This window comes from Hyphomonas beringensis (assembly GCF_000682755.1).
GTDB lineage: Bacteria > Pseudomonadota > Alphaproteobacteria > Caulobacterales > Hyphomonadaceae > Hyphomonas > Hyphomonas beringensis.
On sequence record NZ_AWFF01000043.1, the window covers coordinates 20,855 to 34,078 of the forward strand.

Consider the following 13,224-nt stretch of genomic DNA (forward strand, 5'->3'; position numbering starts at 1 on the left):
ATGCTCCTCCCGTGTTTACGCGGGCGCATCTGGCGGCGCCTCTCTGTTGTAGTCCCTACGGTAAACTGGTTCCGCCGACACGCAAGCCCTTACTCTGAGTTAGGACAATTTGCGCATCGGCGTCAGTTGTCTATTCGCTGAGAGTCAGCATCACTTCAGAGTTGGCAACGCTAATGGTGGAGGTGTCACCCGTCATCGGATCCGGGCGCAGCGCGGTCGGATAAGCTTCTGACAGCGCCTTCAGCGCTTTGCGAATCGCTTCGGCGGCATCGGCATTGTCCGCCTCGATTGCAGCTTCGTTCTGGGCAAACTTTTTCTGGGCGGTCTTGTAGAAGCCGTAGCCGTCCAGATATGGCTCGTAACGGTCTGTCTCCAGTGCGGCGCGATGCATGGCGCTGGCGCGATTGATCAGGTCTGCGACGACGCGCGCGCTGACATAGCCTTCGCTATTATCGGTTGCCGGAGCCTTGGCAGCTGCAGCGTCCAGAGCTGCAAGGATTGCGTCGGTACGATCATTGATCTGGTCTTGCGATTCGCCGGAAAAAACGGCTGCGGAGGCGCCTGTGAAGAGATCTGTGAAGTCTGAGACGCCCTGTGCCTGGAATACGGGCTCCATGTCGAACAGGACTTCGGACACGGGGTGGGCATACATTTCACCGGCGGCGTCCTTCTCACCTTCTGCAAAGGCATCGCGGGCGGCCAGAACGTGGGCCATGGCCACACCAATAGCGGATTTGTAGACAACGGGATCGGTATAGGCCGCTTCAATGGAAACTCCGCCTTCGCCCTCGCCGCCTTCACCTTCACCGCCCATGCCGGATTCACCTTCGCCAGCGATTGCGGCGGGCTGGGCCGCTGAGGCGTCAGGCGTTTCAGCGGTGTCAGGCTGGGCAACTTCAGACGGGGTGTCATTGGATGACGTTGCGGGTTCGCTGCAGCCTGCAAGGGCGCCGGTCATCAGGACCGTCCCGAGGCCGAGCGTGGTCCATTGTTTCAGTTTGGTCTCGAATGTCACGGTGACTTTCCTCTTGGTAGCGGGGTAGTGTAGCCTCAATGACGCAAATGCAACTTATTCGCAAGTGGGGCGGGCATGCTTCTTACGCTTTCCGGCATTTTGAATGCCTCTGATCTGGAAGATACCAGAGACCTTATCGCTACGCTGGGCTGGCGCGACGGCGCGGAAACGGCAGGCGGCATGGCGCGCGCGGTCAAGCGCAACCAGCAGGCGGATCTGACCTCCCGGACTGGCAAGCAGCTGCGCGAACAGTTGAAGGACAAGATCGAGCGCCATCCTGTGCTGCGGGCCGCGACCCAACCCCGGCGCTTTTCAAAGCAGATGATCAGCAAAACGGAAAATGGCGGCGGCTATGGCTTCCATGTCGACAATGCCTTCATGGGGGCAGGGGACAGCCGCATTCGCACGGACATGTCCTACACATTGTTCCTGTCAGAGCCGGACACGTATGAAGGCGGCGAGTTGCAGGTGGAACTGGCGGGCATGACGCAATCGGTCAAGCTGCCGGCGGGCGACATGGTGCTCTATCCATCGACCAGCCTGCACAGAGTCGCGCCTGTTACATCCGGGACGCGTCTTGTCTGCATCGGCTGGATCGAGAGTTCCGTGCGGGATGAAGCGGTGCGGGAAGTGCTGTTCGATCTGGAAAACCTGCGGTCCGGCATGGCCAAGAAGATGGATCTGCAATCGCCGGAACTGCTTGTCCTGTCGAAAACGATTTCGAACCTGCTGCGGCAGTTCGGACAGAGCTAGATCAGGCCGGCAGACTTCAGGCTGGTCACGCCGCCCGTTCCAGCGATCAGGTGATCGTGTACGGTGATGTCAAACGGATCGAGCGCATCGATGATCTGCCGCGTGATATCTATGTCGGCGCGGGACGGTGTGGTGTCGCCTGACGGGTGGTTATGCACCAGGATCAGCGCTGAGGCTTGCAGCTCCAGCGCGCGGCGGGCCACTTCCCGGGTGTAGACCGGCGCATGGTCCACAGTGCCATGACCCATGATCTCGTCGGCGATCAGCTGGTTCTTGCGATCCAGGAACAGGATACGGAACTGCTCGCGTTTTTCATGCTGCAGCTCTGTGCGCACATAATCCATCAACTGAGACCAGGATGAGATGGCCGTCTTTTTCTGAATGGTTTCGCGGGAGGCGCGGGCATTCAATTCCGCGATCGCCTTCAGATAGGCAGCCACGGTTTCCCCGACGCCTTCCACTTTTACAAGGTCTGCAGACGGGGCAGCGAGGATGGCGGACAGGCTGCCGAAACGCGCTTGAAGCGCTTTTGCGATGGGTTTGACATCCCGCCGCGGAATGAAGGCCATCAGCAAGACTTCCAGCACTTCGTAATCGGCAAGGGCAGATGCGCCACGCGTCAGCAGCTTACCACGCAGGCGCTGGCGATGGCCTTGCCAATGGGGTTCTTCTGAAGTGTCCCCGCCCCCCGGCATCTGCCTACAGCTTCACCTTGTGCGGCTGGTGCCAGCCTTTGGGGGAGGTGGTGAAGATTTCCACGCCATCCTCTGTCACGCCGACAGAATGCTCATACTGGGCAGACAGTTGACGGTCGCGCGTTACGGCGGTCCAGCCATCGGGCAGGATGTTCGCATCCTTGCGGCCCAGGTTCAGCATGGGCTCCACCGTGAAGAACATGCCGGGCTTCAGTTCCGGGCCGGTATTGTAGGCAGCGGAGTGCACGACATTCGGCTCGTCATGGAACAGTTTGCCAAGGCCATGGCCGCAGAAGTCTTCGACGACGGACATGCGGTTTTTATGGGCAATCTCGGAAATGGCGCCGCCAATGTCTCCAAAGCGGCGACCGGGGCGGATCTGGGCGATCCCGGCCATCATGGCTTCATAGGTCACATCCACCAGACGCTCTGCCTTGCGCTTCAACTCACCCGCCCCGAACATGCGCGAATGGTCGCCATGCCAGCCATCAATGATGACCGTGATGTCGATATTGGCGATGTCGCCTTCTTTCAGCGGTTTCGGGCTGGGGATACCATGACAGATGACGTGGTTGACCGAAATGCAGGTCGCATGACGATAGCCGCGATAACCGATCGTCGCGGACTGCGCGCCATGGTCCAGCACATATTCGCGAACCAGATTGTCCAGATGCTCTGTCGTGACGCCCGGTTTCACTTCCGGCACCAGCATGTCCATGCATTCGGCAACAAGGCGTCCGGCCTTGCGCATGCCTTCGAAGCCTTCGGCATCGTGAATGCGGATTTCGCCCGTACGCATGGGCAGGAGGAGGGCTGTGTCGTTCATCATTCGGCTTTCCGGTATGTTCCCGGCCAATGTGGCAGCTATGGCCGGGAATTTCCAGTCTGCGTCAGTATTCCAGCTGCGCGTCGAGGCTGATGTCGATGGCGCCAAGGGCGACGGAAACCGGGCATCCGGTCTTCGCCTTGCCGGCAATAGACTCGAAAACCTCTTTCTCGATACCTGGGACATTGGCTTTCAGGGTCAGCGCGCTGCTCTTGATCTCAAAGCCGCCGCCATCCTTGGGCTCGACTGTGACTTCGGATTTCGTGACCAGGCTCTCAGCCGGCGTCCCGTTTTCGGCCAGCAGGTGGGACAGCTGCATGGTGAAGCAGCCCGCATGGGCCGCGGCCAGCAATTCTTCCGGATTTGTGCCGGATTTTCCGTTCTCGTCCTCAAAGCGGGCCTTGAAGGAATAGCCGTGATCCATCAACGCGCCGCTTTGCGTGTCGAGAGAGCCGGTTCCTTCTTTGAGATTGCCTTTCCACTGGGCGGTCGCATGGCGTTTCATGACATGTCCTTTTTGACAAACAGGTTTCACAAATCTGCGCTAGGCAGGGTTCCTTGAAATCAATGCGCGCCGTGCCGCAACGTTCCGGTCAGGGGCTATGTGTCCTGCAGGGGAAGGGGGCAACGAAATAGCGCTTGCCGAACGTGCGCGCGGAAATAAGGTCGCGCGTATCATTGTAAAAACCTATGAGGGAAGTGCTGATGTCGATAATCCAGTCCTGCCGGAAGAGCTTGTTGGCGTGCAGCGCGGCGATTGTTTTGTTGGGAGCGTGCACGAACGCCCCGGCAAACCAGGAAACGCTGCTGTCTGAGAGCTGGCCGGCCTTGGCCCCTGTCCAGCCAACGGATGATTTCGATGCCGCAGGTCTTGAGGCGCTGGCTGACCAGATGCAGGCCTTTGTCGATCAGGGCAGTGTGATCGGGATGCAGACCCTACTCGTGAAGGACGGGAAGGTCGCGCAATATGGCAGCTATGGTGTGCGCGATGTGGAAACCGGCGCGCCGGCGCAGCCCGATACGCTCTATCGCATCTATTCCATGTCGAAGCCGATCACCGGTGTCGCGCTGATGCAGCTGTATGAGCAGGGCAAGTTCTCTCTGGATGATCCGATCACGAAGTATATTCCCGAGTTTGAGAATCTGAAAGTTCTGGACGGCACGAATGAGGACGGGACGCCGAAGCTGAAAGATCTGCAGCGCCCTGCCACGATGCGCGAACTGATGAGCCACACGGCCGGCTTCGCCTATGGGCTGGGCGGAGACGATTATGCCAATGCGCAGTTCCGCGAGCAGGAGGTGCTGAGATCACCGGACATGCAGACCTTTATCGACAGGCTGGCCGGCATTCCGCTGCTCTACGAGCCCGGCACGCAATGGTATTACTCCGCTGCGGTGGATGTGCAGGGATATCTGGTCGAGAAATTCTCCGGCATGCCTTTCGGGGAGTATCTGAAGGCCAATATCTTCACGCCGCTGAACATGAACGATACCGGTTTTTACGTGCCGGAGGCCGAATATGACCGCCTGGCAGATGTGATGTTCTATTCGTCAGAGGCTGGCAAATTCATCCCGCTCTACAGCGAGAATATCCAGTTCCGGAAAAAGACGATTCCCTTCGAATCCGGTGGGGGTGGCCTGGTGTCCTCCCTGGATGATTATGCGCGCTTCTGTCAGATGATGCTGAATGGTGGCACGCTGAGCGGGCACCGCGTGCTGAAGCCGGAAACCGTTCTGCTGATGCGGTCTGACCAGCTGCCTGAGGGACTCGGCATTGGCATTGATGGCACGCTGAGCGGGCCGGAAAGCATGCAGCAGCATAAATTCGGGCTGGATTTCGGGATCATTACAGACCCCGTCGCGATGAAATCTCCGGCAGGCAAAGGGACATATTATTGGGGCGGGGCCGCCGGCACCTGGTTCTGGATCGATCCGGAGAATGACCTCTTCTTCATTGGCATGATCCAGCGCTTCGGGGCCTTACCCAACGAGACCGCCGATTTCCGCGCGGAATCCATGCGTCTGGTCTATGAGGCGCTTGAAGATTAGGCCAGTCTGGGCAAAGTGGCGGGATGACCAAATCAGCCCCCACTGCCGCCGTCCTTCTCATTGGCGATGAATTGTTGTCGGGCCGCACGCGCGACATCAATCTGCAACAGATTGCATCCTATCTGGCGCCGCTCGGCATTCCCGTGCGCGAGACGCGGATTGTACCGGATGTCGAGGATGAGATCGTCGATGCAGTGAATGCGCTGCGGGCGAAGTACACTTATGTCTTCACGACCGGCGGCATTGGCCCGACACATGATGACATCACGGCAGACGCCATCGCCAAGGCGTTCGGCGTTGGCATTTCAGAGCATCCTGAAGTCACGGCCATGCTGGCTGAGCGCTATCGTGAGATGGGCACAGAATACACGCCCGCCCGTCGCCGCATGGCTCGCGTGCCGCATGGGGCGAGCATTGTTGAAAATCCTGTTTCCGGCGCGCCCGGTTTCCAAACGGGGAATGTCTTCACGCTGGCCGGAGTGCCCTCTGTCGCCCGCGCCATGCTGGAGGATATCGGCCCGCGGCTTGAGACCGGCGCGGTGGTCCACAAGGTTACGATCCGGGGCAGGGGCCTGCGCGAAGGCGACATTGCCGAGCCGCTGGGCGCACTGGCAAAGGACATGCCGGAGGTCTCGCTCGGCTCTTATCCCTGGTTTGTCAGCATGACGGACAGCGGTGTCCATCTGGTGGCCCGCGCGACGGATGAAGCGCAGTTGAAAGTGGCCGCCGACAAGCTGGAAGAGATTGTCAAAGCCTGCGGTGTGCAGGCGGAGCGGCTGGAGGAGGCCGGCTGATGGCTTTCCTGAGCCGCACTCCGGTTCTGTGGGGCAGTTTCATTCTGTTTCTGCTGATTGGTGTCGGGTTTGGTCTCTTCAGTGGTGCCGTTGGGGGCACATATCTTGATACGCTGGATAGTGGGGAGGCCTCCCGCGCGCTGATCGCCAGCATGACGGACGCCCAGCGCAGCGCGCATTTCTGGGTGACGGTTCTGCTGGATACCGCTTACCCGCTGGCCTATGGCGCGCTGTTTGCGGGGTTGGCACTCCGGTTCTTCGGCCGCTTTGGTAGGCTGGCGGCCTTGCCAGCCATAGCCGTCGTGGTGGTCGATCTGACGGAGAACATGGTGCAGGCCCTGGCCCTTTCGGGCGCGGCAGATGCGCTGGATGCGAAGGACTGGCTGACGCCCTTGAAGTTTGGCCTGTTCTTTCTCGCCGCAGCGATCGCGCTGGTCGCCTTGCTGATTGCCATTGTGAGCAGGGTGCGCGGCAAGGCGGGATGATACGCCGCGACGTTAGGCATGGCGTCAGTCTGGGTGGACCGCTAATAGAAACAGATAGCAGGAGGAAATTGCATGTCAGAAGAAATCGTACTCGTTGAACGGGATGGCCCGGTGGCCCTGGTCACGCTGAACCGCCCCGATGCGCTGAACGCCCTGAGCCGCGCCCTGCGCGCCGAGATCGTCCGCGTGTTCACAGAGCTGAAGGATGATGAAGATGTGCGCGCGGTCGTGCTGACCGGCTCTGGCCGCGCCTTCACGGCGGGGATCGACCTGAAAGAAGCGGGCCAGACCGGCTTCGCCCTCGGCGCAGATGAGGATTCCAAATCCATCGATATTGCCCGCGCCCTGAAAGAGTATCCGTGGCCGATCATTGGCGCGATCAATGGCTTTGCCATTACGGGCGGGTTTGAGCTGGCCCTGATGTGCGATGTTTTGCTGGCCTCTGAACATGCAAAGTTTGCCGACACCCATGCCCGGGTTGGCATCGTGCCAGGCTGGGGTCTGTCGCAGAAACTGTCCCGCCTGATCGGCATCAGCCGCGCCAAGGAATTGTCGTTCAGCGGCAACTTCCTGGACGCCCACACGGCAGAGCGCTGGGGCCTGGTGAACCGCGTCTATCCGTCTGACGAACTGATCCCGCACGCCATGAAACTGGCGCAGGATATGTGCAGTACACAGCCGGATCTTCTGAAGCAGTACAAGGCCCTGATTGATGATGGTTTTGGCATGCCCTTCGCTGAAGCCATGAAGGAAGAGCTGCGCCGCTCCATTGCGCATTCAGAGTCCGTCACCGCCGATGCGGTTGAAGAGGCCCGCAAGCAAGTGACCGAACGCGGCCGCGGCCAGCAAGACTAAAAGGGGATACGTGCGATGAGAGACGTTGTAATCTGTGAGCCGGTCCGCACAGCGGTCGGCGGTTTTGGCGGCAGCTTCAAGACAGTCCACGCCCACGAACTGGCAGCCCATATCGTCAGCGAGCTGATGGCGAGAACGAAACTGCCGGCCGAATTGGTGGAAGACTGTATCTTTGCGCAATGCTATCCGACGATGGAGGCCCCGGCCTTCGGGCGCATGATCGCGCTGGATGCCGGACTGACGACATCAACGGGCGGCTACCAGATTGACAGGCGCTGCGGCTCCGGTCTGCAGGCGGTCATCAACGCCATCATGCAGGTTGCGACCGGCGCCAATGATGTTGTCATTGCTGGCGGGGCAGAGAGCATGTCCAATGCGCCTTTCTTCTCCATTGATATGCGGTGGGGCCTGAAGGGCGATGGTCTGATGCTGCATGATGGCCTGTCACGCGGACGCTATACCGCTGGCGGCAAGCACCATCCCGTGCCCGGCGGCATGATCGAGACGGCTGAAAACCTGCGCAAGGAATATCAGATCCCCCGGGAGGCGCAGGACGAATTCGCCTATCACTCCCATATGAAAGCCGCCGCGGCCCAGAAGGCCGGCAAGTTTGCTGAGGAGATCATCCCTTACACGGTAAAGGGCCGCAAGGCTGACACAGTGGTGGATGCTGACGAGCATATCCGCCCGGATTCTTCTCTTGAAAAACTTTCCACGCTGCGTGCCATTCGGGGCAGGGTGGACGATCAGGCGACCGTCACGGCGGGCAATGCGTCTGGCCAGAATGATGGCGCGGCCGCCTGCATCGTCTGTACGCGCGAAGTGGCCGACAAGTATGGCCTGAAGCCGCTGGGCCGGCTCGTCTCCTGGTCTGTGGCCGGTGTGGGGCCTGAAGTCATGGGCATCGGCCCGGTTCCATCTTCCCAGAAGGCGCTGAAAACGGCGGGCCTGGAAATGAAGGACATTGACCTGATCGAACTGAACGAGGCTTTCGCCGCGCAGGTGCTCGCCTGCACCACGGCGCTGGAGATGACCGACAGCGATATGGAGCGGCTGAACGTCAATGGCTCCGGCATCTCGCTGGGCCATCCGGTTGGCTGTACAGGCGTGCGTATCCTGACGACCCTGCTGCGTGAGATGGAGCGCCGCGAGGCACGCTATGGCCTTGAGACGATGTGCATCGGCGGCGGGCAGGGGCTCGCGGCGGTGTTTGAGCGGGTCAGCTAGAAGGTGTCTTCCACGGGTGGCTTGGTATTCAGCGCGATAATCATCGCGACAATGAAGAAGATCCACCCGAGGAAGGCCAGCAGGGATGCCCCGGAATAATAGACACTCATGATCTGGCCCCCATCGGGCATGGACATTGAGTCATATATCAGCTTCTGGCGGATCAAATTGGCCATGACGGCGGACACCTGGCTGAGCGACATGACGACCAGATGCAGGATGCCAAATACCAGCAGAGGCGTTGAGGGCCGTATTTTGAGGGTCAGCATATAGGCGAGGCCTATTCCCACGCACATCGTAAGGGTCAACACGGCGACCGGCATGTTCATGGCTAGCATGCTGGGGATGGTTTCCTGTGGAACACCCACGCCGGAAACGCCTATCGCGGCCACAAAGACCAGTGCCCCGAGGACAAACCAGATCGCGGGAAGTGCAATTTTCATCTCGAATATCCCTCTGCCTGCAAGTTTGTTCGATGACACATAGCATCCCCGGGCAAAACCCGTTATGTCCATTTTTTGCTGCGCGGGCGTGGCGAAATTGGTAAACGCAACGGACTTAAAATCCGTCGGCCGCAAGGCCTTGCCGGTTCAATCCCGGCCGCCCGCACCACCTCCCTGACTGTGCCAAAACCGCGCCTCATGGCGGGGCGGAGACAGGCTCGCCGCTCAAAACATATGCCCATTCCCCTGCATTCAATGCAGATTCGCGCTGTCTGGTGAGTGGTATGCTGCTTGCACTTCTCTCCTCAGAGGAGAAGTTTCATGTACCCAGCCATTCTGTCCTGCCGGGCCCCGGCCTATAAGGTTATCCGTCTTAACGGTGAGCTGTTGATCGGCCGCCAGATGCCGGTTTCATGCGTCCCGCGCATAAGCGCTATCCAGATTGGCGGGGAACAAAAGGGCAAGGTCGAACATAGATAGGGCACGATAAGAGATAATGCAGAAGGATTGTTCTCATGTTTCGTGCGCTTGTTGCATCAACTGCTTTGGCCTTGATGGCTCTGCCGGCAGCTGCCGGTCCAGAAGCTGAAGCCGTCATCGAGGGAGCCGCCAGCCAGATTGGCGATCCTGTAAAAAGCCGCGAGGCTATCCGTCAATCTGTCGATATTGACACGGTTGCGAATTTCACGCTGGGCAAGCATGCCCGCCGCGTTTCTGAAGAAGAGCGCGCCCGCTTTTCCGAGGCGTTCGAGAACTATCTGCTGGATAGTCTTGAAGAGCATGGCGAGCAATTCCGTGAGGCCAAAGTCACCATTCTGGGCTCGAAAGATCGCGGCGATGATGACTCCATCGTTGAAACCCGTGTTGACCGTCCCGGTGAAGACCCGGAAACCATACGCTGGAGAGTGATCAAGAAAGATAGCGACTGGCGCGTGGTGGATGTTGAGATTGCCGGCCTTTGGCTAGCCATTGAACAGCGCGCCCAGATTGCGGCCATCATGGACCGTCCGCGGGCGACCATTGATGACGCCATCAAGGCCCTGAAATCCTGATCCGCTTCAGGGGCGCCTGAAGGGCTAGAAAGGGCGGGTGGCATGATAGCCGCCCGCCCTTTCGATTCTTTATTCGGCGATTTTGCCGCCATGTATATCCAGCTCGGTGAGCGTTCCGCCCGCAAACGCCTTTACGGCGTCGAACTGGGTCGCCTTGTCGCCGACAATGACATACATCATGTCCGGTTCATTGAGGTATTCAGCAGCGAGTGATTTGAAACCGTCTGCATCCATGGACAGCAATTCCTGTTGCTCTGTTTCCAGATAATCATCCCCAAAGCCATATTTGCTGATCATGCGCAGCATGCCGAGCTTGGCATCGAGGCTTTCATAGGCGCGGGTATTGTCTTTAAGCACCTTGTTTTGCGTCAGCTCGACAGCGGCCTGATCAAAGTTCGGGCCATAGTCCCTGATCATTTCACGGATGATTTCAAGAGATGGCTGCGTCGCATTTGCCCTAACGCTGGTATAGGCACGCCAGGGCTGTTTCACATGCCCGTCAGAGATATAGGAATAAGCACCATAGGTGTAACCCTTCTCAATACGGAGCGTTTGGGCAAGGTCGCCGCTGATGCCTCCGCCAAGCTTTTCGTTGAGGAAACTGACACGCGGCGCATCGTCTTCGTCTGAGGCAACGGTCAGCTTGCCAGTGAAGATAACGCTTTGCTTGCTGTCAGGCACATCAATGAAGAACACCTTGCCGGCATTGTCCTGCGCGGGGATGGCGTAGTCCGGCAGATCGACATCCGGCGTATGCACGATGTCAGCAAGATCCGCGAATGCCGCTTCAGCGCGGGCAGGGGACACGTCCCCCACAACATGCACAGTCGCGTGACTGCTTAGCAGCGTGGAATAGGCGGCCTGCAAGTCTTCCAGGGTGATGCCTTCCACCGTTTCCAGTGTGCCGCTTCTGGAGGTGCCGAGCGGATGCTCATCGCCGTATATCAGACGATTGAAGGCCAGGGACGCAATGGCGGTAGGGTTCGCATCCCGGCCGCGGAGTTCTGTCAGTGTCGCGGTTTTTACCCGGTCGAAATCCTCAGGCTTGAAGCGCGGTGCGGAGAGGATTTCCTCGACAAGATCGACCGTGTCTTCAAAGTTACGGGCGAGGGAGGTTGCGCTGATCGTGATTTCATCCGTGTCCGCGCTGATTGTCAGGCCAGAGCCGATCAGGCCGATCGCCTGTTCCATCTCCGCCGGGGTGCGCGTGGCTGTGCCCTCGCTCATCAATTCGGCCAGCAGATTGGCTGTGCCTTTCTTGTCCGCCGGATCCAGCCAGGCACCGCCATCGAAACTTATCTCGAAAGTGACCAGCGGGATCTCGCTGCTTTCAATGCCCAGCAGGTCTATATCTTTCGGCAGGCTGGCATGCCAGATGTCCGGCATCTCGAACAGAGGCAGATCCCCAAAGGGCGGCTCTGACCGGTCATGCGTGGAGGTGGTGCGCTCATATTCGGCTTCTGCGCCCTGGCTGACCTCTTCTGCGGCCACATCATTGCGCACTTCCTCGATCCAGACGGTCGCCAGCTCTGCGTCTTCCAGAGCGAGGTCAGCTTCGCCTTCCGGCACGAAGCTGGTGATCACCGCAGGCTTGTCCTTGATATAGGTTTCGTAGGCCGTCATCACGTCTTCTGCCGTGACGTTTCGCAGCAAGTCGGCAGACTTGATGGAATATGCCGGGTCCCCCGCGAACTCATTGTCCTGCGACATCTGGATTGCCTTGCCCATTACGGTGGACAGGTTCGAGTACAGAATGGTTTCCTGTTCGGCCTTGATGCGGGCAAGGTCTGTCTTGTTGACGCCGTTTGCCTCGAATTCGGAAAGGCCCTTTTCGATGGCCGCATAGACATCATCCAGGTCCGTGCCAGCATTGGCCCGGACGCTCAGGACGAATTCGCCCGCCAGTTCCATGCTGTTATTGTAGCCCCTGACATTTGGTGCGAGTTTTTCTTCATCGACAATCGTCCGATAGATGGGGGCGTTCTTGCTGCCCGCCAGAAGGCTTGCCAGAACGTTCAGCGCCTGCTCATCCTTGCTGTAGGCCTCAACAGTAGGGAATGTGATCCGCAGTTCCGGAAGTGTCGCGAAATTGTCCTCGAAATAGAGAGACTTTGTTTCCTCCAGCGTCACCGGCATCGGGGGCAGGGCCTCGACATCACCACCAGAGCGGATCTCGCCGAACCAGCGATCCACCTTCTCTTTGGTCTCTTCAATGTCGATGTCACCGGAGATGACCAGCGTTGCGTTCGACGCGCCATAATAGTCATCATAGAAACCGCGCACATCCTCCAACGTGGCGGCCTGCAGATCCGGCAGCGCGCCAATCACGGTCCAGCTATAGGGGTGGCCTTCCGGGTACAGCGCTTTGCGGATCACTTCCTGCGTATAGCCATAGGGCGCATTGTCGACGCGTTCGCGCTTCTCGTTCTTGACGACCTGCTTCTCGCGTTCAAGCGCTTCCTGGGTGACCGTATTGATCATGTAGCCAAGGCGGTCGGAGTCGATCCAGAGGATCTTGTCGAAGGCATCCTTGGGCACGACTTCGTAATAGATCGTTCCGTCGCTCCAGGTGCCGCCATTGCGCTGGCCGCCCCATTCCGGAATGGCCTTGCGGTTCCAGCCACGTGGCACGTTTTCGGAATCATTGAAGGACATATGCTCAAAGAAGTGCGCAAAACCTGTACGGCCCGGCTTCTCGCGATTGGAGCCGACATGCACCACAGTCGAGAAAGCAACGATAGGGTCGGATCGGTCGACGTTCAGGATAACTTCCAGCCCGTTGTCCAGCGTGAACTTCTCATAGTCCAGCTGGAAGTCCCCAGTCTCTGTTTTCTCGGTTTCATCAGGCGCGATTTCCGGGGTATCGCGTTCCACAGTGACCGTCTCTGTGAGTTCGGTTTCCGGTGTGGCGCAGGCCGCCAGCAGGCCTGCAGCTGCGCCGGCCATCAACATGTATTTGAACGGTTTCATCCTATCCCTTCCCTATGTGGGGCGCCCCCGCACCTCACCACTGGTTTCATGGGAAACAGA

Annotated in this window: 13 protein-coding genes and 1 tRNA gene; 8 read left to right on the forward strand and 6 right to left on the reverse strand. The window is 59.0% G+C overall.

Annotation, left to right across the window (positions count from 1 at the left end; translation table 11 throughout):
* Positions 1–130 precede the first annotated feature (130 nt).
* Entirely contained in the window at positions 131–1,015 is an 885-nt protein-coding gene (locus HY29_RS10655) for a hypothetical protein (protein ID WP_034796645.1), read from the reverse strand.
* A gap of 75 nt (positions 1,016–1,090) precedes the next feature.
* Here HY29_RS10655 and HY29_RS10660 point away from each other — a divergent pair, with 75 nt between their 5' ends.
* On the forward strand, positions 1,091–1,768 hold the full coding sequence (locus HY29_RS10660) for a Fe2+-dependent dioxygenase (RefSeq protein WP_034796648.1): 678 nt from the start codon (positions 1,091–1,093) through the stop codon (positions 1,766–1,768).
* Here the strand turns inward: HY29_RS10660 and radC are convergent.
* The 3 genes from radC to HY29_RS10675 form a co-directional block, all read right to left on the reverse strand.
* Positions 1,765–2,463: a RadC family protein gene (gene radC / locus HY29_RS10665; protein ID WP_034796650.1), complete on the reverse strand. Its 699-nt coding sequence runs from the start codon at positions 2,461–2,463 to the stop codon at positions 1,765–1,767. The two genes, HY29_RS10660 and radC, sit on opposite strands and share 4 nt — an antisense overlap.
* Positions 2,464–2,467: 4 nt before the next feature.
* On the reverse strand, positions 2,468–3,289 hold the full coding sequence (gene map / locus HY29_RS10670; protein WP_034796890.1) for a type I methionyl aminopeptidase: 822 nt from the start codon (positions 3,287–3,289) through the stop codon (positions 2,468–2,470).
* A gap of 64 nt (positions 3,290–3,353) precedes the next feature.
* The gene (locus HY29_RS10675; protein ID WP_034796651.1) at positions 3,354–3,794 is read right to left on the reverse strand and encodes an OsmC family protein; all 441 of its coding nucleotides are present in this window, start codon (positions 3,792–3,794) and stop codon (positions 3,354–3,356) included.
* Between the two features lie 200 nt (positions 3,795–3,994).
* Here HY29_RS10675 and HY29_RS10680 point away from each other — a divergent pair, with 200 nt between their 5' ends.
* From HY29_RS10680 to HY29_RS10700, 5 genes are all read left to right on the forward strand, one after another.
* Positions 3,995–5,338, forward strand: a complete 1,344-nt coding sequence (locus tag HY29_RS10680) for a serine hydrolase domain-containing protein (RefSeq protein ID WP_034796652.1) — start codon at positions 3,995–3,997, stop codon at positions 5,336–5,338.
* Positions 5,339–5,361: 23 nt separating this feature from the next.
* Positions 5,362–6,132, forward strand: coding sequence for a competence/damage-inducible protein A (locus HY29_RS10685; protein ID WP_034796653.1), 771 nt, complete (start codon positions 5,362–5,364; stop codon positions 6,130–6,132).
* The gene (locus HY29_RS10690) at positions 6,132–6,617 is read left to right on the forward strand and encodes a hypothetical protein (protein ID WP_034796654.1); all 486 of its coding nucleotides are present in this window, start codon (positions 6,132–6,134) and stop codon (positions 6,615–6,617) included. Before HY29_RS10685 ends, HY29_RS10690 begins: the two co-directional genes overlap by 1 nt.
* Positions 6,618–6,689: 72 nt before the next feature.
* Positions 6,690–7,472 carry an enoyl-CoA hydratase gene (locus tag HY29_RS10695; RefSeq protein ID WP_155838285.1) on the forward strand — a complete coding sequence of 261 codons (783 nt, stop codon included), beginning with the start codon at positions 6,690–6,692 and terminating at the stop codon, positions 7,470–7,472.
* 15 nt (positions 7,473–7,487) lie between these two features.
* Positions 7,488–8,699, forward strand: coding sequence for an acetyl-CoA C-acetyltransferase (locus HY29_RS10700; RefSeq protein ID WP_034796655.1), 1,212 nt, complete (start codon positions 7,488–7,490; stop codon positions 8,697–8,699).
* Here the strand turns inward: HY29_RS10700 and HY29_RS10705 are convergent.
* The gene (locus tag HY29_RS10705; protein WP_034796656.1) at positions 8,696–9,142 is read right to left on the reverse strand and encodes a hypothetical protein; all 447 of its coding nucleotides are present in this window, start codon (positions 9,140–9,142) and stop codon (positions 8,696–8,698) included. The genes HY29_RS10700 and HY29_RS10705 overlap by 4 nt on opposite strands.
* An 82-nt stretch (positions 9,143–9,224) precedes the next feature.
* Between HY29_RS10705 and HY29_RS10710 the strand changes: the two genes are divergently transcribed.
* Both HY29_RS10710 and HY29_RS10715 read left to right on the forward strand, forming a co-directional pair.
* Positions 9,225–9,311, forward strand: a tRNA-Leu gene (locus HY29_RS10710).
* A gap of 346 nt (positions 9,312–9,657) precedes the next feature.
* Positions 9,658–10,194: an MlaC/ttg2D family ABC transporter substrate-binding protein gene (locus tag HY29_RS10715; RefSeq protein ID WP_034796657.1), complete on the forward strand. Its 537-nt coding sequence runs from the start codon at positions 9,658–9,660 to the stop codon at positions 10,192–10,194.
* A 69-nt stretch (positions 10,195–10,263) separates the two neighbouring features.
* Here HY29_RS10715 and HY29_RS10720 read toward each other — a convergent pair whose 3' ends face one another.
* Positions 10,264–13,164 (reverse strand): M16 family metallopeptidase, encoded by a 2,901-nt coding sequence (locus HY29_RS10720; protein ID WP_081811344.1) that lies wholly within the window; start codon positions 13,162–13,164, stop codon positions 10,264–10,266.
* Positions 13,165–13,224 lie beyond the last annotated feature (60 nt).